The organism is Mesorhizobium amorphae CCNWGS0123 (assembly GCF_001686985.1).
Lineage (GTDB): Bacteria > Pseudomonadota > Alphaproteobacteria > Rhizobiales > Rhizobiaceae > Mesorhizobium > Mesorhizobium amorphae.
Window position 1 is genome coordinate 4,154,077 of record NZ_CP015318.1, and the last position, 25,586, is coordinate 4,179,662.

The window sequence follows — 25,586 nt, forward strand, 5'->3', positions numbered from 1 at the left end:
CCTTTTCCTTTCCTAGACCAGCATGCCCATCGGATTTTCGATCATGCGCTTGAAGGCGCCGAGGAGTTCCGCACCCAGCGCGCCGTCGACGGCCCGGTGATCGGTCGACAGCGTCACCGACATGACTGTAGCGATCCTGATCTCGCCGTTCTTGACCACCGCCCGCTCCTCGCCCGCACCCACCGCCAGGATCGTCGCATGCGGCGGGTTGATGACGGCGGCAAAGTCCTTGACGCCGAACATGCCGAGATTGGACACCGCCGTCGTGCCGCCCTGATACTCCTCCGGCTTCAGCTTGCGGCTGCGCGCCCGGCTCGCCAGGTCCTTCATCTCGTTGGAGATGGTGGACAGCGTCTTTTCCTCGGCGCGGCGGATGATCGGCGTGATTAGGCCGCCGGGGATCGACACCGCAACGCCCACATCGGCGTGCTTGTGCTTGACCATGGCGCTGTCGGTCCATGACGCGTTGGCATCCGGCACCGCCTTCAGCGCCATGGCCATCGCCTTGATCACCATGTCGTTGACCGAGAGCTTGTAGGCAGGCGCCTCGCCCTTCTCGGTCTTCTTCACGGGAGCCGCAGCATTGAGCTGCGTGCGCAGCGCCAAGAGCGCATCGAGTTCGCAGTCGAGCGTCAGGTAGAAATGCGGGATCGTGCTCTTGGCCTCGACCAGCCGGCGCGCAATGGTCTTGCGCATATTGTCGTGCGGGACGAGTTCGTAGGAGCCGGCTTCGAAAAGGCGAAGCACCTGATCGTCCGACATCGCCTTGGGCGCCGCAGCCGCCGGTGCCGGGGCGCCGGCAGGCGCTGCTTTTGCGGCCGGGGCGGCCTTGGCGCCGCCACCGGCAATCGCCGCCTCGACATCGGCCTTGACCACGCGACCATGCGGGCCGGTGCCTGTCACCGCCGAGACATCGACGCCGGCATCCTTGGCGATGCGCCGGGCAAGCGGCGAAGCGAAGGTACGCTCGCCAGCCGCGTGGCCATTGGCAACCGGCGCCGCTTCTGCTTTGGGTGCCGGCGCTGCAGCCGGTTCCGGCTTCGGCGCCTCGGCCTTGGTAGATTCAGCCTTGGGTGCCTCGGCCTTGGCTGGCGCGGCTGCACCACCGCTCTTGGCAGCGGCTCCTGTGTCCTCGCCTTCAGCCGCGAGCACCGCGATCAGCGCATTGACCTTGACGCCTTCGGTGCCGGCCGGAACCACCAGCTTGGCGACCGTGCCCTCATCGACGGCCTCGACCTCCATGGTCGCCTTGTCGGTCTCGATCTCGGCGATCACGTCGCCCGGCGAAACCTTGTCGCCTTCTTTCACGAGCCACTTGGAAAGATTGCCCTCTTCCATCGTGGGCGAGAGCGCCGGCATGGTGATGTTGATTGGCATTTTTTCCTCCCGCCCGGCTCAGCGATACGTGACGGCTTTGACCGCCTCGACGACCTCGCCGATATTCGGCAATGCCAGCTTTTCGAGGTTCGCCGCATAGGGCATCGGCACATCCTTGCCGGCGACGGTGATGACCGGCGCATCTAGGAAGTCGAAGGCGCGCTGCGACACCTGGTTGGCGATGTGGTCGCCGACCGAGCTCTGCGGGAAACCTTCCTCGACCACGATCAGGCGGTTGGTCTTCTTCACCGAAGCGATGATGGTGTCGAAATCGAGCGGCCGGATCGACCTCAGATCGATGATCTCGGCATCGATGCCCATGCCGCGCAACTCGGCCTCCGCCTTGATTGCATAGGTCATGCCGATGCCGAACGAGACGATGGTGACGTCTTTGCCTTGCTTGTGGACACGAGCCTTGCCGATCGGCAGCACGAAATCGTCAAGCTTCGGCACGTCGAAGGACTGGCCGTAGAGGATTTCGTTCTCGAGGAAGATGACCGGGTTCGGATCGCGGATCGCCGCCTTGAGCAGGCCCTTGGCATCGGCGGCCGTGTACGGCATCACCACCTTGAGGCCCGGAATGTGGCTGTACCAGGCAGCATAGCACTGCGAGTGCTGGGCGGCGACGCGGGCAGCCGCACCGTTCGGTCCGCGGAAGACGATCGGCGCGCCCATCTGGCCGCCGGACATATAAAGCGTCTTGGCGGCGGAGTTGATGATCTGGTCGATCGCCTGCATGGCGAAGTTGAAGGTCATGAACTCGACGATCGGCTTCAGCCCGGCCATCGCCGCACCGACGCCGACGCCGGCAAAACCGTGCTCGGTGATCGGCGTGTCGACGACGCGCCGAGGTCCGAATTCCTGCAGGAGCCCTTGCGTGATCTTGTAGGCGCCCTGGTATTCGGCAACCTCTTCGCCCATGACGAAGACGTCGCCGTCGCGGCGCATTTCCTCGGCCATGGCGTCACGCAACGCCTCGCGCACCGTGGTCGACACCATCTCGGTGCCGGCCGGAATGTCGGGATCGGCGGCGATTTCGGTCTTCGGCGCTGCAGCGACGGGTGCCGCGGCCTCGCTCTTGGCCGCCGCCGGCGCTGGTGCCGCTGTTTCAGCCTTGGCAGGCTCTTCGCCGATGCCTTCGCCGGCCTTGTCGACATCTTCGCCGTCGACCGCAAGCACGGCGATCACCGCGTTGACCTTGACGCCTTCGGTGCCGGCAGGAACCACGATCTTGGCAATCGTGCCTTCATCGACGGCCTCGACTTCCATCGTCGCCTTGTCGGTCTCGATCTCGGCGATGACGTCGCCGGCGACCACCTTGTCGCCTTCGTTCTTCAACCACTTGGAAAGATTGCCCTCTTCCATGGTCGGCGAGAGAGCGGGCATGAGAATTTCGATCGGCATGTCCTTGCCCTCCCTTACAGTACGATGTCGGTCCAGAGCTCGGACGGATCCGGCTCTGCGTCGTTCTGGGCAAAATCAGCGGCGTCGGCGACGATGTCGCGGACCTCCTTGTCGATGGCCTTGAGCTCGTCCTCACTTGCCCATTTCTTGTCGATCAGCCGCGCCTTGACCTGCTCGATCGGGTCATGCTCGGAGCGCATCTTCTGCACTTCTTCCTTGGAGCGATACTTCGCCGGATCGGACATCGAATGGCCGCGATAGCGATAGGTCTGCATTTCGAGGATCAGCGGACCGTTGCCGGATCGGCACCACTCGGTGGCGACGTCGGCGGCGGCCTTCACCGCGCGCACATCCATGCCGTCGACCTGGATGCCGGGGATCTTGAACGAGGCGCCGCGATGCGAGAAATCGGTCTCGGCCGACGAGCGCGACACCGAGGTACCCATGGCGTAGCGATTGTTCTCGATGATGAAGATCACCGGCAGCTTCCACAGCGAGGCCATGTTGAAGCTTTCATAGACCTGGCCCTGATTGGCCGCACCGTCACCGAAATAGGTCAGCGACACGTTCTTGTTCTCGCGGTAGCGGTTGGCGAAGGCGAGCCCGGTGCCGAGCGACACCTGCGCGCCGACGATGCCGTGGCCGCCATAGAAATGCTTCTCCTTGGAGAACATGTGCATGGAGCCGCCCTTGCCCTTCGACAGGCCGCCGCGGCGCCCGGTCAACTCGGCCATGACGCCGCGCGGCGACAGCTCCATCGCCAGCATGTGGCCGTGGTCGCGATAGGCGGTGATCATCTGGTCGCCGTCGATCAAGGCCATCTTCATGCCGGTGACGACCGCTTCCTGGCCGATATAGAGGTGGCAGAAGCCGCCGATGAAGCCCATGCCGTAAAGCTGGCCGGCCTTTTCCTCGAAGCGTCGGATGAGCAGCATGTGCCGGTAGGCGGCAAGCTCCTCGTCCTTGGTGAAATCAGCTGGTTTGGGGGCGGAAAGTCCCGATGATTTGACGGATTTGGCAGGCGCTTTTCTGGCGGCGGTGGCCATGCATCACTCCCTGTTGGCGTCTCTTTGCGGACATTAGAGCAAGATGAAATCTGCTCTGAGGGAGATCAGTTCTCCCCACCGATTTGAGCAAGGCTAACACGCGGGAAAGCGTTTCGCTATGCAGAAAAATGCATGGCTGTCATGCGTCTAAGCGATTAAAATCATTGCAAATATCAACGATTAACTGAAATTCAGTTATTTCGCTGAAGCCGGCAGCATGATGGTGATTTCGTCGGCATGGGAGACATTGAGCGCCTTGCGCGCCTGCTCGTCAAGCATGTCCTTCTCCAGCGTACCTTCATGCATCAGCTGGACACGGCGTTCGAGATCGACCCGCCGCGCCTTGATGGCGTCGAGCTTGCCCTGCAGATCGACCGCCTGGGCCGCGAGCTGGTACTTGGAGTAGATGCCGAATTCGCCGTGATAGGCGTGGAAGCCGAAATAGGCCAGGAACAGCACGCAGAGCGAGGGGATGATCAGCCGGCCGGTGTTTCTCTGCTTGTGCTGGCGTGTCCACATGGCGCTCGTCCTCTCAACGCCTCTTTCTCGCCGATTGTGCTTAATGGACGGTTACGGACGGCCGGATTCGGCAGCCGCGAAAAACAAAAGGGCGGGAATGCTCCCGCCCTTTTCGTTACTGGACATGGTCCGGAGATCAGCTTTTCACGATCGACTTGCCGGCGTAGCGCGCCTGCTTGCCGAGTTCTTCCTCGATGCGGATCAGCTGGTTGTACTTGGCCATGCGGTCGGAGCGCGACAGCGAGCCGGTCTTGATCTGCCCGCAATTGGTGGCGACCGCCAGATCGGCGATGGTCGAATCCTCGGTTTCGCCCGAGCGGTGCGACATGACTGCGGTGTAGGCGGCCTTGTGCGCGGTCTCGACCGCGTCGAGCGTCTCGGTCAGCGAGCCGATCTGATTGACCTTGACCAGGATCGAATTGGCGACGCCCATGCGGATGCCGTCGCGCAGCCGCGCCGTGTTGGTGACGAACAGATCGTCGCCGACCAGCTGCGTCTTCTTGCCGATCAGGTCGGTCAGGATCTTCCAGCCTTCCCAGTCGTCCTCGGAGAGGCCGTCCTCGATCGAGATGATCGGATAGTCGGCGGCGAGCTTGGCCAGGTACTTGGCCTGTGCCTTCGGATCGCGGGTCTTCTTCTCGCCTTCATAGACGTAGTTGCCGTCCTTGAAGAACTCGGTCGCCGCGCAGTCGAGGCCGAGCGCCACGTCCTCGCCCGGCTTGAAGCCGGCCTGCTCGATCGATTCCATGATGAAATCGAGCGCCGACGGCGCGCTCTTCAGATTCGGAGCGAAGCCGCCCTCGTCGCCGACATTGGTGTTGTGGCCGGCATCCTTCAGCTTCTTGCGCAGCGTGTGGAAGATCTCCGAGCCCCAGCGAACGCCGTCGCGCAGCGTCGGCGCGCCGATCGGCAGGATCATGAATTCCTGGAAGTCGATCGGGTTGTCGGCATGGGCGCCGCCATTGATGATGTTCATCATCGGCACCGGCAGCACATGCGCCTTGGCACCGCCGACATAGCGGTAGAGCGGCAGGCCGGCCGCTTCGGCAGCGGCCTTGGCGACCGCCAGCGACACGCCGAGGATGGCATTGGCGCCGAGCCGGCTCTTGTTGGGCGTGCCGTCAAGCTCGATCATGGTCTGGTCGATATGGATCTGGTTTTCGGCTTCCATACCGCCGATCGCCTCGAACAGTTCGCCATTGACGGCCTCGACCGCCTTGAGCACGCCCTTGCCGAGGTAGCGGGGCCCGCCGTCGCGCAACTCTACGGCTTCATGAGCGCCGGTCGAGGCGCCTGACGGCACCGCGGCGCGGCCCATGGAGCCGTCTTCCAGCACCACGTCGACCTCGACGGTCGGATTTCCACGGCTGTCCAGGATTTCACGCCCGACAATGTCGATGATGGCGGTCATTTGCGATGTCCCCGATTGATCGATTGAAGCGTCGCGCCCCTCTTAGCCAAAGCGCTGCAAAAGGCAATCGGGCGGCTCGCAAATAGTGCCGCTGCGTCGATTCACGAAGCGCAAATTTTTGTCATCATAAGTCATGCGCGGCGAACCGGTTTCTGGTCTATGATTCTCCCGCGCGGGGCGAAACAGGAGGAGTTTCGCCATGTCCCAGTTGAGCGGTATCGTGAGTTTGTTCCTGATTGCGGCGGCGTTCCTGACATCGTGCGACAGTCAGAAGCCACAGCAGGGCGCGGTGCAATTGTCGACCCTCAACGCGGCGGAGTAGGTTTTCTTCGCAGACAAAGGGCCCCCGGTCATTCGGGGGCCCTTTTCTTTTGCGGCTGGGTTGCCCTACCCGGTCAGTGCCAATAGGGCTCAACCTTGTAGTAGTCGTATGACGCATCGCGCGCCATCTCGCCGTCAGCGCCCGTCAGTTCGTTGATCGAATAGGCCGGCGCGGATTTCAGCTGTTCCTTGGAGAACGGCACGACATAGCCGCCCTTGTCCTCGTCATAGTCGAGGCTCGCCCACGGAATGGCATGGTATTTCTCGCCAATGCCGAGAAATCCGCCAAAGCCGATGACCGCGAACATGATGCCATTCGAGGTCTTGTCGAGCATGACATCCTCGATGCTGCCGATGTGCGTGCCTTCGGTGTTGTAGACCGACGTGCCGATGACCCGCGAAGCGGCAATGGCTTCGGTGTGTCCCGTCTGGGTTGTCATGGTGGTGCTCCTCTTTTGTCTCTGCCACTATGCATTGACAATGAGGGGCGCTGACGAAGGTTCCAGACTTTTCTTCGGCGGGTGGAAGGCTAGTCGGCGAGAATGAACGTGACCTTCATATTGACCCGGTAGGCGGCGATCTTGCCGTCCTCGACGTCGATCTTCTGGTCCTGGATCCAGGCGCCCTCGACGTTCTTGAGGGTCTTTACGGCACGCGCAATTCCCTTTTCGATAGCGTCCTGAAAGCTCTTCTTGGACGACGACGTGATCTCGGTGACGCGGGCGACGGACATGGCTTCCTCCTGCCAAGACGCTCAGTTGCAGGGCAAGCCTACAACTGACCCCGGCAGACGACAAGCGCGGGTGCTAACCCTTGGCGATGCGGTCGAACGCCATCAGCCTTTCGAGCAGCGCCGGCAGGTCTTTGAGCGGCACCATGTTGGGGCCGTCGGATGGCGCGTTGTCGGGATCCTGATGCGTCTCGATGAACACACCGGCGACACCGACCGCGACCGCGGCGCGCGCCAGCGTCTCGACGAAGCGGCGGTCGCCACCGCTGGAGCCGCCCTGCCCGCCCGGCTGCTGCACCGAATGGGTCGCGTCGAAAATCACAGGCGCGCCGATCTCGGCCATGATCGGCAGCGCACGCATGTCGGAGACCAGCGTGTTGTAGCCGAACGAGGCGCCGCGCTCGGTGACCAGCACATTGGCGTTGCCGGATCCCGTCACCTTGGCGACGACGTTCTTCATATCCCACGGCGCCAGGAACTGGCCCTTCTTCACATTCACCACCTTGCCGGTCTTGGCTGCGGCGATCAGCAGATCGGTCTGCCGCGACAGGAAGGCCGGTATCTGCAGGATGTCGACATGCGGCGCGACCAGCGCGCACTGCTCTTCGGTGTGGATGTCGGTCAGAATTGGCAGCGAGAATTCCTTGCGCAGATCGTCGAACACCGGCAGTGCAGCTTCGAGCCCAGCGCCGCGCGTTCCGCCGAGAGAGGTCCGGTTGGCCTTGTCGTAGCTGGTCTTGTAGACGAGCCCGATGCCGAGCTTTTGCGTCAGTTCCTTGAGGGCGCCTGCCATGTCAAAAGCATGCTGGCGCGATTCAAGCTGGCATGGTCCGGCGATCAGCGACAGCGGCGCTGTGTTGGCAAACACGACCTTGCCGACGGTTACCGACGAATTGGGCTTGCTCATGGGGTCTCCTGAAAGATGAAGGCCGCGCCCTGCCCGGGCGCCGGCGGCACGACAATTTCATTGCCGCGTATGTCGTGATCAACGGACCCGGCTGCAAGCAGCCTTGCCACGGTGTCGGCGCTGCCGACCGAAAGGACGATCGCCGCAAATCGAAGTTGCGACGGCGCGCCGGCCGGAATTCCGAAGCGGGTGGCAAACGTGGCTGGATGCAGAATGGTCAGTGTTGCATTGGGCAACTCGAACACATCGTCATTCTTGTTCGCCGAGCCGGCGGCGATCGAGATCAGCCGGCGTTGCCCGGCAGGCGCATCGCTGACCGCCACGATCTCGGCAATGCCGGTGACGCCATTGCCATGGGCCTGCAGCGCCGTGCGGTCGATTTTCGGCGCATTGATCCGCTCGCAGGCGAACAGGAGCGCGTCCGTAGCCGCCTCGCCTGCAGCGAAGCCCAGCTTGAAGGACGCGGTATCGCTCTTGCCGCTCGCATCGGTGAAGGCCCGCGAAAAGCTCAGCTCGTCTCCCGCCGACAGGCCGGCTTCGACATAGCGCGCATGATCCGCGTCGGCGTCGCCAGTGCCGAGAACCACGGCGGAGAAGCCTTCATCGCCGAGACCGTGGCGATAGAGGCGGTCGCGTGCGACGAACACATTGCCCTCGGCGATCGCGCTCGCCGCTGCCTGTCCATTGCCGATCGCGAGCGGCTCCAGATAGGTGCCGTCGGCGAAGAAGACGCAGCAATTTTCCGTGCCGAACGGATGGATGCCGGTCGGCGCCACGACAAAGCCGAGCGAGGCAAGCCGAGCCCGCGCAACATCGAGGCTTGCAGTCGGCAGCACAAGGTGATCGAGCGGGTGAGCCGCGGGCGTTTTGGTCATGCGGGTGCGGTGTGCATCATTCCCAAGGCTGGTTCAAGAGCCTCATCTTGTGCAGCCACGGCATCGGTTGCCTTCCCTGATTGCACTTGCAGTCACCGGGAAGCGACCCTAGCTCACAAGCATGAAGAGAATCGTCCTTACGGCAATGGCGGTTGCGGCGATCGTGGTTGTCGCCGCGCTGGTGCTGAACACGCGGCCGGGAGTCGACCCGGCGGAGACTTCCGCCGTCCAGACGGAATGAAACCGTTCATCCCATGCATTCGAGCGCGTTGCCTGCAGTCGAAATTCGCTCAGGCAGCCACGACATCGGCCGAATAACGCAATTCGCGCAATGGTTTGACCCGGCTGGTCGTCTCGGCGTAGAGCGGATGCGCCTTGTAGGCGGCGAGTGCGGCATCATCTTCGAATTCGGCATAAACGACCACGTCGATGGCATCCGACAGCGGATCGACCTTGGTGTTGAGGGTCACTTCGAAGAGGCTGGAATGCGGGATCTTGCCCAGCGCCATCAATCCGTCGCGCACGGCTCCCACATCCTCTTTGCGCCGGGCGCTGAAGAAAACGATATGCCGGATCAACACAACCTCCTGATCGGTATGCGCGGGTGTTTTGTGCGAGCGCAGCCGTCGCGTCAACCGGCAACGATGTCGCGCCAGGCCCTTTGGAATGCGGGGCGGAATTAGGCCGCGCCGGTGACGTAGCGCACGATGCGCGACATCTCCCTGACCGTATAGTCGAGGTAGGCGCCTTGATTGTAGAGGCCGTCCCAGATCAGGAAGAAGGTGAAGGCGATGATCACGATTACATAGCGCATGGCTAAAGCTAACGCATATGGGTAGGCGCAACCATAGCGATTCCGATCGCCACAGACACTCTTCAGCGGAATTTTCGCACCCTCGATTCGATTGCCTGGCACTGCCTTGCCGGTCGCTTGCCTCTTGAAGTTCCCGCCGATGAAGTGGAAGATTGTCGTGGGAATTCACAGGGAAGCGCGAAAACCCTTGAGGGGCGCGTTTTCATTCGAGCCCGCCCGCTGCCGAATCGGCAAGCTGTCGAGATCGGGGAGCGGAGTTCGAGCCTGGCGAAGGAACCGCGAGAGGGTGGGAGCCGGCATATTGCGCCGGCTCTGCGGAAGTTCAGGGGCGTGACATGACCTGTAGCGAACACAAGAGCGGTGGCCCGGGCGGCATGTCCCTCGGCGACGCGGTAAAGCTCGACGAGTTCAATTTCGCCGAGATCGTCAAGGGGCTGCCTGCCAAGGCACGCATGGTGTTGTCGGCTGCCATGAACCTGCCGCGCGGCTCGCTCAAGGTCAGGATGCCGGACGGCCGCGCTGTGCTCGTCGGCGGCAAGGGGCCCGGCCCCGACGCCGAACTGGTGCTGAAGAACTGGCGCCTGCCCGGCCGCGCCTTTTCCGGCGGCACGATCGGCGTCGCCGAATCCTACATGGACGGCGATTGGGAAAGCCCTGACGTCACCAGTTTCCTGGAACTGTTCGTGGTCAACTCGGCCATCGGCGAGCGTGTCGCCGGCGGCGCCAGTTGGCTGATCAACACCGTCCAGCGCATCCGTCACTGGTTCAACGACAACACCCGCACCGGTTCGAAGCGCAACATTTCGGCGCATTACGATCTCGGCAACGCCTTTTACAAGCAATGGCTGGACCCGAGCATGACCTATTCGTCGGCGCTCTACGCCACCGGCGCCAACGATTTGGAAAGCGCGCAAGCCGCCAAATACCGCGCGCTGGCCAAGGACACCGGCATCGGCAAAAAGGACCATGTGCTCGAGATCGGCTGCGGCTGGGGTGGCTTTGCCGAATTCGCCGCGCGCGAGATCGGCTGCCGCGTCACCGGCCTGACCATCAGCCGCGAGCAGCACGATTTCGCTAGGGCGCGCATCCAAAAGGCCGGGCTTGCCGACAAGGTCGACATCAAGCTGCAGGACTATCGCGACGAGACCGGCACCTATGACCGCATTGCCTCGATCGAGATGTTCGAGGCGGTCGGCGAAAAATACTGGCCGGTGTTCTTCGCCAAGATGAAGGCCTGCCTCAGACCCGGCGGCACGGCGGGCCTGCAGATCATCACCATCAACGAGGATGCCTACGACACCTATCGGGCGCGGCCGGATTTCATCCAGCGCTACGTGTTTCCGGGCGGCATGCTGCCGACGCCGTCGATCCTGAAATCGCTGGGCAAGGAGCATGGCCTTGCTCATCTGCGCGAGCGCGTGTTCCCGGACGACTATGCCCGCACGCTCGCCGAATGGCGCCAGCGTTTCTGGGGATCCTGGGAAAAGATCGTCCCGCTCGGTTTCGACGACCGCTTCAAGAAGCTCTGGGAATTCTACCTGCACTATTGCGAAGCCGGCTTCCGCGCCAGCTACATCGACGTCCGCCAGGTGGTCTACAAGGCCTGATGCATGACGCCCTTGACCGTTCCCAACGATCCGCTGGGCGATTCCATTGAGCCCGCGTTCCCTGGACCGGTCACCGTTCCCGCGACCGGCTCGCCCTAAATATTTGGCGACCCCAACCGGGCAACAAGCTGGACGCGCCCCCGCTTCACAAAGCGATGCGGTATTTGGCAAAACCTGCCTCGCCTTCGCCTGCGGGCTCGATCTTCAGCGACTTCACCTCGGCGATGAAATCCTTCGCCTTGGGCCCGGTCTCGAACACGACGCTGGTTCCCGCCAGCGGCGCGAACGACCAGTTGTCATCAGCGGACGGGTTGATCGTACCTTCGCTGATGATGTAGCGCACGATCACGTCGCGATTGGTGTCCGGCGCCTCATAGATGATCTTCGAGGCATTGATGTCGGGGAAATTGCCGCCGCCGCCGGCGCGGTAATTGTTGGTGGCAACGACGAATTTAGCTGCGGGATCAATTGGCTTGCCGTCGAACATGAGATCAACGATGCGGTTCGAGCCGGCATTAGCCAGACCACCCTTGGCATCGTATTTCGGCGGCTGCGACAGGTCGATCTTGTAGCTGACGCCGTCGATCACGTCGAAATTGTAGGACGGGAAATCAGTATTGATCAGCGGCTCGTCCGCTTTGCCCGCCTCGATCCGGTTGAAGATACCGGCCGACATCTCCAGCCATTCCTTGACTTGCGCGCCGGTGATTTCGACCGCCCGCACGGTGTTCGGATAGAGATAGAGATCGGCGACATTCTTGATAGCGATGTCGCCCACGGGAACGTCGGTATAGTAGTCGGCGCCGCTGCGCCCCCCGGCCTTGAAGGGAGCCGCGGCCGACAGCAGCGGCACGTCCTTCCATTGCGTGCTCTTCAATATGTCCTTGAGATACCAGCTCTGCGCCTGGTTGACGATCTGCACCGACGGATCGTCGGCGACCAAAGCGAAATAGGAATAGAGCGGCGCCGACGTCTTGCCGACCGGACGGCGCACATAGGCGAGCGTCGCCTCATGATCCTGCTCCAGCGCCGCGATGATGCGCTTGTCGTCGTTGACCGTCGCCTTGTTCTTGTTGTCGACCCGCTCGTAGATCGGCCGCGCCTCGGAGGTCGCCGAAACGACCCGCCATTTCGAGCCGTCGCGCTCCAGCAAAAGGTCGATCAGGCCCATATGCGAGCCCCAGAACCCGCCCATCACGGCAGGCTTGCCCTGCAGCGTGCCCTTTTCGGTGTCGACGGCCTCGAGCGATTGAAAGTCCTTCTTGCCGGGGAAGACGAGATGCTGGTGGCCGGTGAACACGGCGTCGATGCCTTCAACGCCGGCGACGAAGAAGGAAGCGTTTTCCATCATGTCGCCTTGCTTGACGTCGATGCCGGAATGCGAAAGCGCAATCACGATGTCGGCGCCTTGCTCCTTGATTTCAGGCACCCAGGCCTTGGCCGCGTCGACGATATCGCGCGTCTTGACGTTGCCCTCGAGGTTTTTCAGATCCCAGACCATGATCTGCGGCGGCACGAAGCCGATGATGCCGATCTTGATCGGCTGCTCGGCGCCGGAGCCATCCTTGATCTTCTTGTCGAGGATCACGTACGGCTTGAGGTAGAGCTTGTCGTCGCGCGGATTGGCGGCCAGCTGGGTGCCGCGGATCAGGTTGGCGCAGACGAACGGGAAATTGGCGCCGGCCAGCACCTTGTCCAGGAACGACAGGCCGTAGTTGAACTCGTGGTTGCCGAGCGTCGAGCATTCGTAGCCGAGCAGGTTCATGCCTTTCATGATCGGATGCAGGTCGCCGTCCTGCATGCCCTTCTCATAGGCTATGTAGTCGCCCATCGGGTTGCCCTGCAAAAGGTCGCCATTGTCGATCAGCATCGAATTGACCGCTTCCTTGCGCACGGCATCGATCAGCGAAGCCGTCCGCGACAGGCCCATCGTGTCGTTTGCTTTGTCGGCGTAGTAATCATAGGGCAGCACGTTCACATGGATGTCGGTCGTCTCCATGATCCTGAGATGCGCCTGGTTGGCCTGAGCGCGGGCGGAGAACGGGTGCAGCATGATCAGCGCCCCGGTGGCGGCGGCGCCCGCCAGCAGTGAGCGGCGGGAGACAGGGTGGAGCAGTTGAGACATTGTTTTTTCCTGTTTCGACAATGCGACAAGCCCTGCCCCGAAGCGAAAGCTTCGCGCTGAAATCCTGCCATGTCCATCTGGAATCCAGTCGATCAGCAAAAGGTGACGGGCGGATGAAACGCCTTCCCGCCAGGCAAGGTCAGCCCTTGTCGTTGTCGCCCTGGGTGATCAGCCGCGCGCTGCGCTGGCCGGTTACATAAATCCATAGCCAGCTAAGCGAAACCGCCAGCCGGTTGCGAAAGCCGATCAGGAAATAGATGTGGGCGATGCCCCACAGCCACCAGGCGGGCCAGCCGGTAAGCTTGATCCAGCCGAAATCGATCGCCGCGGCGCGCTTGCCGATCGTCGCCAGATCGCCGTCATGCTTGTAGCGGAACGGCCGCGGGCTCGTGTCGCCGGCAAGCCGTGCTTTGATGGTCGCGGCGACGTGCCAGCCTGCCTGCTTGGCTGCCGGCGCCACGCCCGGCACCGGCTTGCCATCCGGCCGCAACACATGCGCTGCGTCGCCGATGACGAAGATCTCCGGGCTGCCCGGCACCGTCAGGTCGGGCTCGACGAGCACCCTGCCCGCCCGGTCCGCCGCCGCGCCCAGCCATTCGGCGGCCGGCGACGCGGCAACGCCGGCCGCCCACAGGATTGTCCGGGCCGGCAGCACCGTGTCGCCGAAGACGACGCCCTCGGCGTCGCAGCGAGTCACGGCATGGCCGAGTTCCACCTCGACGCCAAGGCGCTCGAGCGCCTTCCTGGCATAGTCGGAAAGCTCAGGCGCGAAATTGGCAAGGATGCGGTCGCCGGCCTCGATCAGCACCACGCGCGTCTGGCGCGTGTCGATGTTGCGGAACTCGCCGCGCAGCGTGTCGCGCGCGAGTTCGGCAATGGTGCCGGCCAGTTCCACGCCGGTCGGCCCGCCTCCAACGATCGCCAGCGTCAAAAACGCCTTGCGCTTCTCCGGATCGGTTTCCCGCTCGGCCTGCTCGAAGGCCATAAGGATGCGCCGCCGAATGGTGGTTGCGTCCTCGAGCGTCTTCAGCCCCGGCGCAAAAGGCTCCCATTCGTCATGGCCGAAATAGGCGTGGCGGGCGCCGGTGGCGAGCACCAGCGTGTCGTAGGCGACCGCGCTGCCGTCGTCGAGCAGCACGCGCCTGCCGGCGCGATCGACACCGTTGACATTGGCGAGCAGCGTCGTCACGTCTTTGCGCTTGCGCAAGAGATGGCGGATCGGCCAGGCGACCTCCGAAGTCGCCAGCGCCGTGGTCGCCACCTGGTAGAGCAGTGGCTGGAAAAGATGGTGGTTGCGCTTGTCGATCATGGTGATGCGCACCGGCACGCCTGACAGCGCGCGGGTGAATTCCAGGCCGCCGAACCCCGCGCCGACAACGACGACATGATGGCTGGCTTCGTTCATCTCGTTCACCCATGGGCGCGTAAATTCACCGGCTTCGATATAGGGACTTTTGTGCACTGCAACAATGCCTCGACTGCCCGGGAGCCGCCGCTCGATGTCGTGAATGCACATGCCGGCCGGCTCATGCCGGGTATAGCCTCGCCGGACTGGATGACGGGAGTGAAGCATGGCCAACGATCGTGACGGCGAAGGTCCGGCGCAGTATTCCTCGCCGCCCTGCTTCATGCACGAACTCGACCCGGGATTCCGCGCTCCTCTCACCGACTGGACCGATGTGCGGCGCTGGCGCAAGGCCGAGCGCGAGCGGCTGATCGCGGCCCGGCTGGCGGTTTCCGCAGACACACGCACGGCAATGTCGCAGCGCATCGCCGAAGGCCTCGACGCCATGATCGGCGACATTGCCGACCGTCTGGTTAGCCTCTACTGGCCGTTTCGCGGCGAGCCGGATTTGCGCCCATGGATGGCATCGGTCAACGAGCGCGGCGGCCGCACGGCGCTTCCCGTCGTCATCGAGAAGGGACAGCCGCTAGTGTTCCGCACATACAAGCCGGGCGACCGCCTCGAAAAGGGCGTCTGGAACATCCCGATCCCTGCCGAGGGCGAACCGGTGCTGCCGGACATCGTCATTTCACCGATCGTCGGCATCGATCCCGGCAAGTACCGGCTGGGCTATGGTGGCGGCTTCTTCGACCGCACGCTGGCGGCAATGCCGTTCAGGCCATTGGTCATTGGCGTCGGTTACGAACTGCAGCGCATCCCCACCATCTACCCGCAGCCACACGACATCCCGATGAGCGAGGTGGTGACGGAGTTTACGGTCGCCTAGACTGGCGCCGCCTAAGTCAGACGGTCCAGGTCCAGTCGATCGGATAGTGGAAAATCGGGGTGAACGTCACGCCGACCGCCTCCATATCCCTGCGGCCGTCGACGACCATTTCCTTCAATCGGTCCAACTGCGCCGCATGCTCGTCGGTGTCCCAGACACTAACTTGAACGATCGAACCCTTCGGCGAAACGCCTGCATAAAAGTGAAGAAGCCCCGGCAGCCGCCTGACTGCCGGGATTATGTACTGCGAGGTCTTCTTGCTCGCGGCGTCGACCTCGGCAAGCCGAACCGGGTCGAAGCTGGCGCGCGAGATGCGGACGACGGAAGTTGCCGGCAATGACTCGGCCAGCGTGATTCTTTCTGTCATGTCGCGGCCGCTGCCTTCTACCGGTTATGAATCCGGACTAGAGCAATTCCAGGCAAAGCGTGAAACGGTTTCATCCGGAATGCGGTTCACTGTTCCGTGAAACGGTGAATCTCGCTAGGCCATCTCCGGTCGCAAGCCGACCGTTGTGCGGTCGACGATTTCGCGTAGCGCGAAGGACGAGTTGATCTTCGTCACATGCGGCATGGCCGACAACCATTCCTTGTGGATGCGCTCGTAGTCAACAAGGTCCTTGGCGGCGATGCGCAGAATGTAGTCGTATTCGCCGGACATCAAATGGCAGGAGAGCACGTTCGGGCAACGCTTGATCGCCGCCTCGAAGTCCGACAGCGTCTTCTCGAATTGCCCCGACAGCGATATATGAACGATCGCCGTCATCTGGTGGCCGAGTGCGGCATTGGAGAGCCGTGCGTGGTAGCCACGGATGGTTCCGGATTTCTCCAGATTGTCCAGCCGCCGCGAACAGGCCGACTGCGACAGGCCGACCTTCTCGGCAAGCGCGGCGTTGGGTATCCGCCCATCCTTCTGCAATGTCTCCAGAATGGCGATATCAATCCTGTCGAGCGGCATTCTTCGGGATTCCTTCGAAGATCTTGATATTTCGCGCAACGATTATCGAAACGCGCAGGTCAGCGCAAGCGCATTCGCAAACACTTGCGCAACGATTCGTGGTTCACTCACTTCATACAGGGAACGTGCCCTCAAAGGGCCGGATCAGGAGAAGAAAATGCGCGTCGGCTGCCCCAAGGAAATCAAGAACCACGAGTACCGCGTCGGCCTGACGCCGGGCTCGGTCCGCGAATATGTCGCGCATGGCCACGAAGTGCTGGTCGAGACCGGCGCCGGTGCCGGTATCGGCGCCGACGATAACGCCTACCGCGCCGCCGGCGCCACCATCGCCAAGACGGCGGCCGACGTGTTCGCCAAGTCGGACATGATCGTCAAGGTCAAGGAGCCGCAGCCCAACGAGTGGGTCCAGTTGCGCGACGGCCAGATCCTCTACACCTATCTCCACCTGGCTCCGGGTCCGGAGCAGACCAAGGGCCTGCTCGCTTCCGGCGTCACGGCGATCGCCTACGAGACCGTCACCGACGACCGCGGCGGCCTGCCGCTGCTGGCGCCGATGTCGGAAGTCGCCGGCCGCCTGTCGATCCAGGCCGGCGCCACAGCACTGCAGAAGGCCAATGGCGGCCGCGGCGTGCTGCTCGGCGGCGTGCCCGGCGTGCTGCCCGGCAAGGTCACCGTGCTTGGCGGCGGCGTCGTCGGCCTGCATGCCGCCCGGATGGCGGTCGGCCTCGGCGCCGACGTCACCATCATCGACCGCTCGATTCCGCGCCTGCGCCAGCTCGACGACCTGTTCGCCGGCCGCGTCCATACCCGCTACTCGACCGTCGAGGCGCTGGAAGAAGAATGCTTCTCGGCCGACATCGTCGTCGGCGCCGTGCTGATCCCGGGCGCTGCGGCACCCAAGCTGGTGAGCCGCGAAATGCTGTCCGGCATGAAGAAGGGTTCGGTGCTGGTCGATGTCGCCATCGACCAGGGCGGTTGCTTCGAGACCTCGCACGCCACCACCCATGCCGAGCCGACCTACGAGGTCGACGGCGTCATCCACTACTGCGTCGCCAACATGCCGGGCGCGGTGCCGGTCACCTCGGCGCACGCGCTCAACAACGCCACGCTGCATTATGGCCTGCAGCTCGCCGACAAGGGTCTGAAGGCGCTGGTCGACGACCACCATCTGCGCAATGGCCTCAACGTCCACAAGGGCAAGATCACCAACCGTGCCGTCGCGGAAGCGCTCGGCTACGAGTTGGTCGAGCCGAAGGCCGTGCTCGCCGCCTGATATCCTGACAAAAGAATTCCTCCTGTCGCCCGCCGGTTCACCCCGGCGGGTTTTTCTTTGCCCGGAGCAATTCCAGGAAAAGTGTGTAGCGGTTTTCCGTCCGGAGTTGCGACGAACTGCCCAAAGAAAAAGCGCGCAAACAAAAAAGCGGAGCCAAAGCCCCGCTTCCTCGATGTCGAGATTTGCCGCCGGTTCATCCGCGGTCGGCAATCGATCGACGACTACCTTTTAGCGCTCTTATGCGACGGGAGTGCGACAGTCGTCACCATCTTTCGCTCCGCCATGATCAATACGCGCTGTGTGAAGCACTTCACATTCGGCGTTCGAAAACTATGCCTACACAGGTGTCGTTCCCTGACGGCTCGAGCCGCTCCCAGACGCCGGCGAATACCAAGCTTTGCCGGCGGCTTCGGCCGCAGCTTCTGTCGCGACTATTTTCCCCAACTGCCCGCCAGACTATCGGCGGGCATCTTTTTGCGCGCCGTCAGCCGCGATCGATCCGGCACTGGTAGCAATTGTTGCGCGCCGAGCGGACGTGGACGTAGGCGATGTCGTCGCGCTCGAACAGCGCCTCGGCGCGTGCCGCGATGGCGGTCGTCGGGATGACGCCGCCGCTGCCATAGACGATGCGGTCGTCGCTGCCATAGCCGCGCACGATATAGTCGCTGCTTTCGAGCATGTCGGGCAGTGCCTCGGCCTCATCGGCACGTTCGCATTCCTGCGCGTGCAGGAAGATCGGCCCGGTCTCGGCGTAAGGCTGCGGTTCCGGAAACGGCCGGTAGGCCAGGATCAGATAGGCATCGCCGGCGGCGACGTTCTTCAGGCAATGCCGGCACGGCACGCCGTCGCCGTCGGAAATACCCCGCTCGGGCGTATGGCCGTAAGCGTCAGGTCCACCGCGCTGCAGGGCTCTCACATCTTCCGTCGGCAGAGCTTTGAACTGGATGGTCATGGCGAAATCTCCGGTGTCGTTGACCGGAAATTATGCTGCAGAGAAACCGCTTCCCACCCGATTCCTGCCAAGGCGGATCAGTCCATCAGCGCATCGAGGCCGCGCACCAGCCCGATGGTTTCCTGCACCCGCCGGACGGCAAGCAGCGTACCGGCGACATAGGGTGCTGCTGACGAACCCGCATCATGGCGGATGGTCAGCCGCTCGTCGGGCAGGCCGAACAGCGCCTCGCAGGACAGTATGTAGGATGGCAGGCGCAGCGCGTGCACCTGCACCCCCTCGCCCGCGCCGACAGCAGCACCGCGTGTTCCCGGCACGCCGGAGACCTCCGACACCGGCCGCGCGGTGGATGCCTTGCGGACATCAGCCAGCGCTTCCGCCAGTTCGCGCGCCGTGCCCGACGGCGCATCGGCCTTCCTGGCGCTGGCATAGTCGATGACCTCGACATCAGGCACGTATTTCGCCGCCATCAGCGCAAAACGCTTCATCAGCGTGGCGGTGATCGAAAAATTGCCGGCCGCGATGACGCCGACCCGGTTGGCACGCGCCGCCGCATCGATGTCGGCATAGTCGGCGGCTCCGAGCCCGGACGTGCCGATCACCACATGCCGTCCCTTCTCGATGGCGAGCAGCACGTGGTCCTTCACCACATCCGGCTTGGTGTAGTCGACCAGCACGTCGGACGGCGCCTGCAGCGCCTGCGCCAGCGTGGCGGACGCGATCACGCCATTGGCCGGCACGCCGACCAGCAGGCCGGAATCTTGCCCCGCGCCGCTGCGCGACACCGCACCGGAGAGCAGCATGTCGGCCTGCGCCGCGATCGCCGGCACCAGTGCCTTGCCGACCCAGCCGGTCGCGCCTGCCATCACCACCCGTATCGTCATCATCCGATCCTCCTTTGGCCCCTGGACGATCAGCGTTATGCAAAGAGCCCGGCTCGTTCAAGCCGGGCTCTTTCCAGTATTGCTCCAGAATTCTGGTCAGGCTCAGCGGATGAAATCGTCGAAGCGGCGCAGCGTCACCCGGCGATTGCGCCAGTTCTCGTTCTGGGTCGGCACCAGCAGGAATTCTTCGCCATAGCCGACGGTTTCCAGCGCATGACCCGGCACGCCGAATTCGCGCACCAGCGTCCGCTTCAGCGAGGCGGCGCGCTGTTCGGACAGGATCTGGTTCGACTGGAAGGAACCGACGGCGTCGGTATGGCCTTCGATCAGCACCCGGGCGCGAGGATCGCGGCGCAGGATGCGCTCGAGCGCGTCGGCGATGTTTTCGATCTTGCCGTACTGCGAACTGGAAATGGCGGCCGAGCCGAAGGCGAAATTGATCGACTGGATGTCGATCGAGCGCGCCATGCGCCTGAGATCCGGCCGCCGCTTGAACTCGCGGATGGTGACGCGCTGGTTGGGGCGCAGCTTCACCTTGGGTGGCGCTTCTAGCTGGCGCTCGATCGTCGCGGCGGACGGTGTCGTCGCCTGAGCGGATGCCAGGCTCGGCATGGCAAATGCCGCAATCATCGCCACGGCAAATGTGCGTCGGGTCAGCATGTCTCTTCTCCTTCGGCGCCGCTCTGTGATGGGCGCGTTGATGCTGAAGGCACCATGGCAAAGACAGTCTGAAGCGCGGATGAACGGTGGGTTCAGCTTAGGGAGAAGCTAAGGCCGCATGACACTGGCCGAACGCTCGGCGAAGGTCATCGGATGCACGATCTCCTTCTTTTGCGCCACCGGCGCAAAGCCGAGTTTCTGGTAGAGCGGCAGGGCCGCGGGATGGTCGAGCGTGCAAGTCTGCACCGTCACCCGCTTCGGCCCATGCGACCACGCAGCGGCGATCGCCGCGCCCAGGAACCAGCGGCCGATGCCTTGCCCGGTGGCGTGCTCCATCATGCCGAAATAGGCGAGCTCGACTTCTTCCGGCAGATGCGGTTTGAGGTCGAAGAAACCGGCCGGCGCACCGTCGAGATAGAGCACCCTGATGTCGCGGTCTTCGCGATGCAGGCCGGCCGAAAGCTCTTCATCGTCCAGCCTCAGCACGTTGACCCAGTGCCATTTCCGCCCCACCCGATCCATCAAATAGCGATAGAAATGCAGCGGAATATCCTTGACCTTCAGCAGCGCGATCTGGCGGTTGTACGGCACTGGCGGCGAGTAGGCCGGAGGCACATGCATTTCGAGAAACGTCACCGTGACGTCGATGTCTTCCAGCGCTCCGTTTTCCATCGCCGTCATTCCTTGCCCGTCACCACCGGCGTATCGCCAAGCCCGCCCCATTCGGTCCACGAACCGTCGTAAAGCCTGTTGTCGGCATGGCCAAGCGTCTCCAGCGCCAGCGTGATCGCCGCCGCCGTGATGCCCGAGCCGCACGACGTGACGACCGGCTTCGACAGATCGATGCCGGCATCCTCGATCACCTTGCGCAGGCGATCCCTGGGCAGCAATTCGCCGTTCTCGGCAAGGGCGGCAACCGGGACATTGCGCGCGCCCGGCATATGGCCTGAACGGACGCCGGCACGAGGTTCAGGCTCCGTGCCGGCGAAACGGCCGGCGGAGCGCGCGTCGGCGATCTGGCTTTCCCGTTTGTCGACGATGTGGCGCATCTCGGCGAGGCTGACGACGCGGCTTGCATCGAAATCGGCGTGGAAGATGCATGGTGCCATTTTGGTCTGCTCCGCGGTCACCGGGCGACCCTCGGCCTTCCAGCGGTCGAAGCCGCCGCTCAGGATGTAGACCTGGAACACGCCCATGACACGGAATATCCACCAGCCGCGCGGCGCCGAAAAATAGCCGGGGCCGTCATAGACGACGATCGTATCATCGGCCGAAACGCCCATCCCGCCAACATACTGCGCGAAACTCTGCGGCGACGGCAGCGTATGCGGCAGGCCGGACTCCGGATCCGAGATCGCATCCTGGTCGAGGAACCGTGCACCCGGAATATGCCCCGCCTCATATTCGGCGCGCGCGTCGCGCCTCTGCGCCGGCAGGTACCAGGACGCATCGATGATCGTCAGACCCGGCTCCCCGAGGCGCTGCTGCAGCCAGTCCGCGTCGACGATGAAAGGACTGTCTTCGGCCATTCTTTTTCTCCTGCTCGCCTGTGGCGGCAACTGACCTTCAGATCGCCGGCATCGGCCCGAAGCGTATACGGAAGCGCCGGTTCTCGCGGCCTTTCTTTTCGATCTTGCCGATATGGATCTCGCCGACTTCGCCGGTGCTCTTCACATGGGTGCCGCCGCAAGGCTGGCTGTCGATCGAGGCATTCTCGCCGATGCAGACCAGGCGGATCTTGCCGGTGCCGGCGGGCGGCCGCACATTCTTGGATTTCACCAGACCGGGATTGGCCGCCAGTTCCTCGTCGGTGATCAGACGGGTAAAGATCGGATGGTCGGCACGCACCAGTTCCATCAGCCCCGCCGTCACGTCCTCCTTGGTGAAACCGGCATCCGGAATGTCGAAGTCGACGCGGCTGTCGTCCTCGGAAACAGCGGCACCCGTGATCGGGTACGGACAGACAACGGTGAGCAAATGGCAGGCGGCATGCATGCGCATCAGAAGGTGCCGCCGCTCCCAATCGATGGCGAGCTTCAGCCGCTCGCCGACACCAGGAACCACCTGCTCCGGCGACGGTACATGGATGATCTCGTCCTTGGTCTCGCCGGTGATGGTGGCGGCAATGACGATGCGGCTGCCATCGGCGCGCTCCAACGCACCGGTGTCGCCCGGCTGGCCACCCGACGTTGCATAGAAGATCGACCGGTCGAGGATGATGCCGCCGCGCTCGTTGACGGCGACCACTTGAGCCTCAGTCGTCCTCAGATAGGCGTCCTCGCGAAACAGCGCTTTGGTCTTGTGTGCCATCACGCGACCTTTTCGAACGGCACCGATATTTCCGCTTTCACTTCCATCCAGCCCGGCACCGGCAAATTCTTTTCGCGCAGGAACTCGGGGTTGAACAGTTTCGACTGGTAGCGCGTGCCGTAGTCGCAAAGGAGGGTGACGATGGTATGGCCGGGACCCAGTTCGCGCGCCAGCCTGATGGCGCCGGCAATGTTGATGCCGGTCGAGCCGCCGACGCACAGGCCTTCTTCCTGGATCAGGTCGAAGACGATCGGCAACGCTTCCTCATCCGGAATCTGGAACGAAAAATCCGGCGTGAAGCCTTCGAGATTGGCAGTGATGCGCCCCTGGCCGATGCCTTCGGTGATCGAGCTGCCCTCGGACTTCAATTCGCCGCTGGTGTAGAAACTGTAGAGTGCCGCGCCCAGCGGATCGGCGAGCGCGATCTTGACGTCGTTGCTTTTGGCCTTCAGCCCAAGCCCAACGCCGGCCAGCGTCCCGCCGGAACCGACGGCCGACACAAAGCCATCGACCTTGCCGCCGGTCTGCGCCCAGATTTCCTGCGCCGTGGTGCGGATATGGCCGTCACGGTTGGCGACGTTGTCGAACTGGTTGGCCCAGATCGCGCCATTCGGCTCCGAATGCGCCATCTGCTCGGCCAGGCGCCCCGACAGCCTCACGTAATTGTTGGGGTTCTTGTAAGGCACTGCCGGCACCTCGATCAGCTCGCCACCGAGCATTTTGATCGCGTCCTTCTTCTCCTGGCTCTGCGTGTCCGGGATGACGATCACCGTGCGATAGCCGAGCGCCTTGGCGACCAGCGTCAGGCCGATACCGGTGTTGCCGGCCGTTCCCTCGACGATGACGCCGCCCGGCTTCAAAAGCCCGCGCTGTTCGGCGTCGCGGATGATGAACAGGCCGGCCCGGTCCTTGACCGACTGACCCGGATTCATGAATTCGGCCTTGCCCAGGATCTCGCAACCGGTTGCTTCCGACGCCTTGTTGAGACGGATCAGGGGCGTGTTGCCAATCGCTTCGATCACAGAACGATGCATGGAGATTCCTTAATGTAGGTGCGGCGAGACCCTAGAAACCCGAAGCTTCGGTTTCAAGGCAAGAATTTGCCTGGACTAGCGGCATTTCGGACACCGCAATTGCCAGGATGCGTCTCAAAACGGATGTGTTGTCAAAATGTTCATTTCCACATCGCGCGAAAAGCGCTCTTTTCATTCGATTTATCCGCCGCTAGAGCACTAGCGACACATTCACAGGGCGCAGCATGACTCTCTATCGGGCCAACCCGAAGCACGGTGTCGCCTGGATCACCGGCGGCAGCAGCGGCATCGGCCGTGCATTGGCCAAGGACCTCGCGGCGCAAGGCTATGCCGTTGCCGTGACCGCACTGGACTCCGATCCGGTCGACACGCTGCTCGTCGAAACGGCGCAGATGCCAGGCCGCGTCACCTCCTTTCCTTGCGACGTCACCGACGAGCAGCGCATGGCAGCGACGGTCGCGGCAATCGAAAAGGATCTCGGCCCGATCGTGCTGGCCGTATTCAACGCGGGGAACTACATCGCCACCCCTGGCGAAGACCTGATCGTACGGGATTTCCGCCGGTCCTTCGAGGTCAACTATTTCGGCATCCTCAACGGCCTGGTGCCTGTCGTCGAGCACATGCGGGTGCGTTCGCGCGGCCATGTTGTGCTTGTCGGATCGGTGACGGCCTATTCCGGCTGGCCGACCACTGCCGCCTATGGCGGCACCAAGGCGGCCATCAACATCCTGGCCGAGTCGCTGAAGTACGATTTCGACAAGATGAACATTCGCGTCCAGGTGATAAACCCGGGCTTTGTCGACACGCCGCTGACGGAAAAGAACATGCTGCCAATGCCGGGCCTGATGCCTGTCCATCGCGCTTCGCGCCGCATGGCGCGCGGCATCAAGTCCGGCGGCTTCGAAGTCACCTTTCCCTACCACATAAGCTGGCCCCTGAAGCTGCTCGGCCTGCTGCCGCGGCCGGTCGGACGCTGGGTGATCGGCCTGACGACCGCCTGGATAGCCCGGCCGCTCAACTTCGACCGCAAGCCGCCCGGCGAGTAGCGATCGTCGGCGCGGCCGCGTCGTCCACTAGTGGCGACCGCGTCGTCCACAGGTCCCCGTTGCCTGTTTGCACTCGCGCCCATAGGTTGAGAATTATTGCGTGGAGTCTGTTAATGGGGCGGCGGATCGTGCTTGCGGTGTTGGGCCTCGCCGTCGTTCTTGTCATGGCCTTCGTGCTTGGCCCGCGCGTTCCCGTCGACACCACGATCCGCTTCGATCCCAAGGGGATCGGCGACGATCCGCAGGCCTATCTGGCGCGCGAAGAGGCCGCTGTTCCCAATATCCGCGAAGGTCTGGAGAAGGAGATCATCTGGGCCAACCCGATGGTTCGCGCCAGGACAAGGCTGGCGATCGTCTACATCCATGGGTTTTCGGCGTCGAAGGGCGAGGTTCGTCCGCTGCCCGATGACGTGGCAGACCAGCTCGACGCCAACCTCTTCTACACCCGCCTCACCGGCCATGGTCAGGACAGCGCCGCAATGGCGCAGGGCAGCGTCAATGCCTGGATCAACGACTATGAGGAAGCGCTCGCCATCGGCCGGGCGATCGGCGACAAGGTGATCGTCATCGCCACTTCGACCGGCGGCTCGCTGGCGGCCTGGGCGGCGACGCAGCCGGATGCCTCGGACGGCGCCGCCGCGATCGCATTCATCTCGCCCAATTTCGGCGTCAAGGCTTCCGGTGCCGAGATCCTGACCATGCCGTGGGGCAAGCAGATCGCCGAGCTCGTCGGCGGCAAGGAGCGCAGCTTCCCGACGCGCAATGCTCTGCACGAAAAATTCTGGACCTACAAATATCCGATGGCGGCGACACTGCCGATGGAGGCGCTGGTGGAGCTTGCCTATGGCGCGCCAGTCGAGAAGGCAACCATCCCCGCTCTGTTCATCTTTTCGGATTCGGACAAAGTGGTGCGGCCCGACCGCACGCGCGAGATCGCCGGGCGTTGGGGCGCCGCGCATGAACTGGTGCCGGTCGACGACACCGGCGACCAGGACAACCACGTCATTGCCGGCGACGCACTGTCGCCATCGACCACGGCCTTCCTGGCGCAGCGCATCGTCGTCTGGGTCAAGGCGCTCACGGAATAGACACGAAACGAAAAAGG

General features: G+C 63.2%; 28 protein-coding genes. 6 read left to right on the forward strand and 22 right to left on the reverse strand.

Annotated features, from left to right (window positions below; translation table 11 throughout):
- Positions 1 to 12: 12 nt before the first annotated feature.
- From A6B35_RS19525 to eno, 5 genes are all read right to left on the reverse strand, one after another.
- Positions 13 to 1,377, reverse strand: a complete 1,365-nt coding sequence (locus tag A6B35_RS19525) for a pyruvate dehydrogenase complex dihydrolipoamide acetyltransferase (RefSeq protein WP_065518237.1) — start codon at positions 1,375 to 1,377, stop codon at positions 13 to 15.
- Between the two features lie 18 nt (positions 1,378 to 1,395).
- The gene (locus A6B35_RS19530; protein WP_006205396.1) at positions 1,396 to 2,781 is read right to left on the reverse strand and encodes a pyruvate dehydrogenase complex E1 component subunit beta; all 1,386 of its coding nucleotides are present in this window, start codon (positions 2,779 to 2,781) and stop codon (positions 1,396 to 1,398) included.
- Positions 2,782 to 2,795: 14 nt separating this feature from the next.
- Positions 2,796 to 3,827, reverse strand: a complete 1,032-nt coding sequence (gene pdhA / locus A6B35_RS19535; RefSeq protein WP_006205397.1) for a pyruvate dehydrogenase (acetyl-transferring) E1 component subunit alpha — start codon at positions 3,825 to 3,827, stop codon at positions 2,796 to 2,798.
- Between the two features lie 195 nt (positions 3,828 to 4,022).
- Positions 4,023 to 4,346 carry an FtsB family cell division protein gene (locus A6B35_RS19540; RefSeq protein ID WP_006205398.1) on the reverse strand — a complete coding sequence of 108 codons (324 nt, stop codon included), beginning with the start codon at positions 4,344 to 4,346 and terminating at the stop codon, positions 4,023 to 4,025.
- A gap of 136 nt (positions 4,347 to 4,482) precedes the next feature.
- Complete coding sequence (eno, locus tag A6B35_RS19545) at positions 4,483 to 5,757, reverse strand: phosphopyruvate hydratase (RefSeq protein WP_006205399.1); 1,275 nt, start codon at positions 5,755 to 5,757, stop codon at positions 4,483 to 4,485.
- Positions 5,758 to 5,956: 199 nt separating this feature from the next.
- Between eno and A6B35_RS37185 the strand changes: the two genes are divergently transcribed.
- Positions 5,957 to 6,079 carry a hypothetical protein gene (locus A6B35_RS37185; RefSeq protein ID WP_006205400.1) on the forward strand — a complete coding sequence of 41 codons (123 nt, stop codon included), beginning with the start codon at positions 5,957 to 5,959 and terminating at the stop codon, positions 6,077 to 6,079.
- A 73-nt stretch (positions 6,080 to 6,152) separates the two neighbouring features.
- Here A6B35_RS37185 and A6B35_RS19550 read toward each other — a convergent pair whose 3' ends face one another.
- The 6 genes from A6B35_RS19550 to A6B35_RS37190 all read right to left on the reverse strand — a co-directional run bounded on the left by A6B35_RS19550 (position 6,153) and on the right by A6B35_RS37190 (position 9,404).
- Positions 6,153 to 6,518, reverse strand: a complete 366-nt coding sequence (locus A6B35_RS19550) for a PRC-barrel domain-containing protein (protein ID WP_006205401.1) — start codon at positions 6,516 to 6,518, stop codon at positions 6,153 to 6,155.
- Positions 6,519 to 6,607: 89 nt separating this feature from the next.
- Positions 6,608 to 6,811 carry a dodecin family protein gene (locus tag A6B35_RS19555; RefSeq protein WP_006205402.1) on the reverse strand — a complete coding sequence of 68 codons (204 nt, stop codon included), beginning with the start codon at positions 6,809 to 6,811 and terminating at the stop codon, positions 6,608 to 6,610.
- 73 nt (positions 6,812 to 6,884) lie between these two features.
- Positions 6,885 to 7,715 (reverse strand): 3-deoxy-8-phosphooctulonate synthase, encoded by an 831-nt coding sequence (kdsA, locus tag A6B35_RS19560; protein ID WP_006205403.1) that lies wholly within the window; start codon positions 7,713 to 7,715, stop codon positions 6,885 to 6,887.
- Positions 7,712 to 8,590, reverse strand: a complete 879-nt coding sequence (locus tag A6B35_RS19565) for a VOC family protein (RefSeq protein WP_006205404.1) — start codon at positions 8,588 to 8,590, stop codon at positions 7,712 to 7,714. Before A6B35_RS19565 ends, kdsA begins: the two co-directional genes overlap by 4 nt.
- Before the next feature lie 290 nt (positions 8,591 to 8,880).
- On the reverse strand, positions 8,881 to 9,168 hold the full coding sequence (locus A6B35_RS19570) for a Dabb family protein (RefSeq protein WP_006205406.1): 288 nt from the start codon (positions 9,166 to 9,168) through the stop codon (positions 8,881 to 8,883).
- A 101-nt stretch (positions 9,169 to 9,269) separates the two neighbouring features.
- A complete protein-coding gene (locus A6B35_RS37190; protein WP_006205407.1) occupies positions 9,270 to 9,404 on the reverse strand; it encodes a hypothetical protein in 135 nt (44 codons plus the stop codon).
- 335 nt (positions 9,405 to 9,739) lie between these two features.
- On the opposite strand from A6B35_RS37190, the gene A6B35_RS19575 reads away from it, so the two are divergent.
- On the forward strand, positions 9,740 to 11,011 hold the full coding sequence (locus tag A6B35_RS19575; protein WP_006205408.1) for an SAM-dependent methyltransferase: 1,272 nt from the start codon (positions 9,740 to 9,742) through the stop codon (positions 11,009 to 11,011).
- Positions 11,012 to 11,156: 145 nt separating this feature from the next.
- Here the strand turns inward: A6B35_RS19575 and A6B35_RS19580 are convergent, their stop codons facing one another.
- Both A6B35_RS19580 and A6B35_RS19585 read right to left on the reverse strand, forming a co-directional pair.
- On the reverse strand, positions 11,157 to 13,136 hold the full coding sequence (locus A6B35_RS19580) for a bifunctional 2',3'-cyclic-nucleotide 2'-phosphodiesterase/3'-nucleotidase (protein ID WP_006205409.1): 1,980 nt from the start codon (positions 13,134 to 13,136) through the stop codon (positions 11,157 to 11,159).
- 139 nt (positions 13,137 to 13,275) lie between these two features.
- The gene (locus tag A6B35_RS19585; RefSeq protein WP_006205410.1) at positions 13,276 to 14,541 is read right to left on the reverse strand and encodes an NAD(P)/FAD-dependent oxidoreductase; all 1,266 of its coding nucleotides are present in this window, start codon (positions 14,539 to 14,541) and stop codon (positions 13,276 to 13,278) included.
- 166 nt (positions 14,542 to 14,707) lie between these two features.
- Here A6B35_RS19585 and A6B35_RS19590 point away from each other — a divergent pair, with 166 nt between their 5' ends.
- Positions 14,708 to 15,367: a 5-formyltetrahydrofolate cyclo-ligase gene (locus A6B35_RS19590; RefSeq protein WP_006205411.1), complete on the forward strand. Its 660-nt coding sequence runs from the start codon at positions 14,708 to 14,710 to the stop codon at positions 15,365 to 15,367.
- Between the two features lie 16 nt (positions 15,368 to 15,383).
- Here A6B35_RS19590 and A6B35_RS19595 read toward each other — a convergent pair whose 3' ends face one another.
- Together A6B35_RS19595 and A6B35_RS19600 are read right to left on the reverse strand one after the other, a co-directional pair.
- Positions 15,384 to 15,734: a hypothetical protein gene (locus A6B35_RS19595; RefSeq protein WP_006205412.1), complete on the reverse strand. Its 351-nt coding sequence runs from the start codon at positions 15,732 to 15,734 to the stop codon at positions 15,384 to 15,386.
- A gap of 114 nt (positions 15,735 to 15,848) precedes the next feature.
- Positions 15,849 to 16,322 (reverse strand): Lrp/AsnC family transcriptional regulator, encoded by a 474-nt coding sequence (locus tag A6B35_RS19600; RefSeq protein ID WP_006205413.1) that lies wholly within the window; start codon positions 16,320 to 16,322, stop codon positions 15,849 to 15,851.
- 157 nt (positions 16,323 to 16,479) lie between these two features.
- Between A6B35_RS19600 and ald the strand changes: the two genes are divergently transcribed.
- Positions 16,480 to 17,595, forward strand: a complete 1,116-nt coding sequence (gene ald / locus A6B35_RS19605; RefSeq protein WP_006205414.1) for an alanine dehydrogenase — start codon at positions 16,480 to 16,482, stop codon at positions 17,593 to 17,595.
- A 484-nt stretch (positions 17,596 to 18,079) separates the two neighbouring features.
- Here the strand turns inward: ald and A6B35_RS19610 are convergent, their stop codons facing one another.
- The 7 genes from A6B35_RS19610 to A6B35_RS19640 form a co-directional block, all read right to left on the reverse strand.
- Positions 18,080 to 18,547: a DUF1203 domain-containing protein gene (locus tag A6B35_RS19610; RefSeq protein ID WP_006205415.1), complete on the reverse strand. Its 468-nt coding sequence runs from the start codon at positions 18,545 to 18,547 to the stop codon at positions 18,080 to 18,082.
- A gap of 77 nt (positions 18,548 to 18,624) precedes the next feature.
- On the reverse strand, positions 18,625 to 19,431 hold the full coding sequence (dapB, locus tag A6B35_RS19615) for a 4-hydroxy-tetrahydrodipicolinate reductase (RefSeq protein WP_040583778.1): 807 nt from the start codon (positions 19,429 to 19,431) through the stop codon (positions 18,625 to 18,627).
- Positions 19,432 to 19,533: 102 nt separating this feature from the next.
- The gene (locus tag A6B35_RS19620; protein WP_006205417.1) at positions 19,534 to 20,091 is read right to left on the reverse strand and encodes an OmpA family protein; all 558 of its coding nucleotides are present in this window, start codon (positions 20,089 to 20,091) and stop codon (positions 19,534 to 19,536) included.
- 108 nt (positions 20,092 to 20,199) lie between these two features.
- Complete coding sequence (locus A6B35_RS19625; protein WP_006205418.1) at positions 20,200 to 20,763, reverse strand: GNAT family N-acetyltransferase; 564 nt, start codon at positions 20,761 to 20,763, stop codon at positions 20,200 to 20,202.
- 5 nt (positions 20,764 to 20,768) lie between these two features.
- Positions 20,769 to 21,620, reverse strand: coding sequence for a 3-mercaptopyruvate sulfurtransferase (sseA, locus tag A6B35_RS19630; protein WP_006205420.1), 852 nt, complete (start codon positions 21,618 to 21,620; stop codon positions 20,769 to 20,771).
- Between the two features lie 37 nt (positions 21,621 to 21,657).
- The gene (locus A6B35_RS19635) at positions 21,658 to 22,401 is read right to left on the reverse strand and encodes an alanyl-tRNA editing protein (protein WP_006205421.1); all 744 of its coding nucleotides are present in this window, start codon (positions 22,399 to 22,401) and stop codon (positions 21,658 to 21,660) included.
- On the reverse strand, positions 22,401 to 23,435 hold the full coding sequence (locus A6B35_RS19640; RefSeq protein ID WP_006205422.1) for a cysteine synthase A: 1,035 nt from the start codon (positions 23,433 to 23,435) through the stop codon (positions 22,401 to 22,403). Before A6B35_RS19640 ends, A6B35_RS19635 begins: the two co-directional genes overlap by 1 nt.
- A gap of 224 nt (positions 23,436 to 23,659) precedes the next feature.
- On the opposite strand from A6B35_RS19640, the gene A6B35_RS19645 reads away from it, so the two are divergent.
- Both A6B35_RS19645 and A6B35_RS19650 read left to right on the forward strand, forming a co-directional pair.
- A complete protein-coding gene (locus tag A6B35_RS19645) occupies positions 23,660 to 24,481 on the forward strand; it encodes an SDR family oxidoreductase (protein WP_006205423.1) in 822 nt (273 codons plus the stop codon).
- Positions 24,482 to 24,594: 113 nt separating this feature from the next.
- The gene (locus A6B35_RS19650; protein WP_006205424.1) at positions 24,595 to 25,569 is read left to right on the forward strand and encodes an alpha/beta hydrolase; all 975 of its coding nucleotides are present in this window, start codon (positions 24,595 to 24,597) and stop codon (positions 25,567 to 25,569) included.
- Positions 25,570 to 25,586: the final 17 nt, after the last annotated feature.

What these genes read in the sequence shown, in the direction of transcription:
- A6B35_RS19525 (WP_065518237.1), bottom strand. Translation starts at nt 1,377, where the DNA reads ATGCCAATCAACATCACCATGCCGGCGCTCTCGCCCACGATGGAAGAG.
- A6B35_RS19530 (WP_006205396.1), bottom strand. Translation starts at nt 2,781, where the DNA reads ATGCCGATCGAAATTCTCATGCCCGCTCTCTCGCCGACCATGGAAGAG.
- pdhA (WP_006205397.1), bottom strand. Translation starts at nt 3,827, where the DNA reads ATGGCCACCGCCGCCAGAAAAGCGCCTGCCAAATCCGTCAAATCATCG.
- A6B35_RS19540 (WP_006205398.1), bottom strand. Translation starts at nt 4,346, where the DNA reads ATGTGGACACGCCAGCACAAGCAGAGAAACACCGGCCGGCTGATCATC.
- eno (WP_006205399.1), bottom strand. Translation starts at nt 5,757, where the DNA reads ATGACCGCCATCATCGACATTGTCGGGCGTGAAATCCTGGACAGCCGT.
- A6B35_RS37185 (WP_006205400.1), top strand. Translation starts at nt 5,957, where the DNA reads ATGTCCCAGTTGAGCGGTATCGTGAGTTTGTTCCTGATTGCGGCGGCG.
- A6B35_RS19550 (WP_006205401.1), bottom strand. Translation starts at nt 6,518, where the DNA reads ATGACAACCCAGACGGGACACACCGAAGCCATTGCCGCTTCGCGGGTC.
- A6B35_RS19555 (WP_006205402.1), bottom strand. Translation starts at nt 6,811, where the DNA reads ATGTCCGTCGCCCGCGTCACCGAGATCACGTCGTCGTCCAAGAAGAGC.
- kdsA (WP_006205403.1), bottom strand. Translation starts at nt 7,715, where the DNA reads ATGAGCAAGCCCAATTCGTCGGTAACCGTCGGCAAGGTCGTGTTTGCC.
- A6B35_RS19565 (WP_006205404.1), bottom strand. Translation starts at nt 8,590, where the DNA reads ATGACCAAAACGCCCGCGGCTCACCCGCTCGATCACCTTGTGCTGCCG.
- A6B35_RS37190 (WP_006205407.1), bottom strand. Translation starts at nt 9,404, where the DNA reads ATGCGCTATGTAATCGTGATCATCGCCTTCACCTTCTTCCTGATCTGG.
- A6B35_RS19575 (WP_006205408.1), top strand. Translation starts at nt 9,740, where the DNA reads ATGACCTGTAGCGAACACAAGAGCGGTGGCCCGGGCGGCATGTCCCTC.
- A6B35_RS19580 (WP_006205409.1), bottom strand. Translation starts at nt 13,136, where the DNA reads ATGTCTCAACTGCTCCACCCTGTCTCCCGCCGCTCACTGCTGGCGGGC.
- A6B35_RS19585 (WP_006205410.1), bottom strand. Translation starts at nt 14,541, where the DNA reads ATGAACGAAGCCAGCCATCATGTCGTCGTTGTCGGCGCGGGGTTCGGC.
- A6B35_RS19590 (WP_006205411.1), top strand. Translation starts at nt 14,708, where the DNA reads ATGGCCAACGATCGTGACGGCGAAGGTCCGGCGCAGTATTCCTCGCCG.
- A6B35_RS19595 (WP_006205412.1), bottom strand. Translation starts at nt 15,734, where the DNA reads ATGACAGAAAGAATCACGCTGGCCGAGTCATTGCCGGCAACTTCCGTC.
- A6B35_RS19600 (WP_006205413.1), bottom strand. Translation starts at nt 16,322, where the DNA reads ATGCCGCTCGACAGGATTGATATCGCCATTCTGGAGACATTGCAGAAG.
- ald (WP_006205414.1), top strand. Translation starts at nt 16,480, where the DNA reads ATGCGCGTCGGCTGCCCCAAGGAAATCAAGAACCACGAGTACCGCGTC.
- A6B35_RS19610 (WP_006205415.1), bottom strand. Translation starts at nt 18,547, where the DNA reads ATGACCATCCAGTTCAAAGCTCTGCCGACGGAAGATGTGAGAGCCCTG.
- dapB (WP_040583778.1), bottom strand. Translation starts at nt 19,431, where the DNA reads ATGACGATACGGGTGGTGATGGCAGGCGCGACCGGCTGGGTCGGCAAG.
- A6B35_RS19620 (WP_006205417.1), bottom strand. Translation starts at nt 20,091, where the DNA reads ATGCTGACCCGACGCACATTTGCCGTGGCGATGATTGCGGCATTTGCC.
- A6B35_RS19625 (WP_006205418.1), bottom strand. Translation starts at nt 20,763, where the DNA reads ATGGAAAACGGAGCGCTGGAAGACATCGACGTCACGGTGACGTTTCTC.
- sseA (WP_006205420.1), bottom strand. Translation starts at nt 21,620, where the DNA reads ATGGCCGAAGACAGTCCTTTCATCGTCGACGCGGACTGGCTGCAGCAG.
- A6B35_RS19635 (WP_006205421.1), bottom strand. Translation starts at nt 22,401, where the DNA reads ATGGCACACAAGACCAAAGCGCTGTTTCGCGAGGACGCCTATCTGAGG.
- A6B35_RS19640 (WP_006205422.1), bottom strand. Translation starts at nt 23,435, where the DNA reads ATGCATCGTTCTGTGATCGAAGCGATTGGCAACACGCCCCTGATCCGT.
- A6B35_RS19645 (WP_006205423.1), top strand. Translation starts at nt 23,660, where the DNA reads ATGACTCTCTATCGGGCCAACCCGAAGCACGGTGTCGCCTGGATCACC.
- A6B35_RS19650 (WP_006205424.1), top strand. Translation starts at nt 24,595, where the DNA reads ATGGGGCGGCGGATCGTGCTTGCGGTGTTGGGCCTCGCCGTCGTTCTT.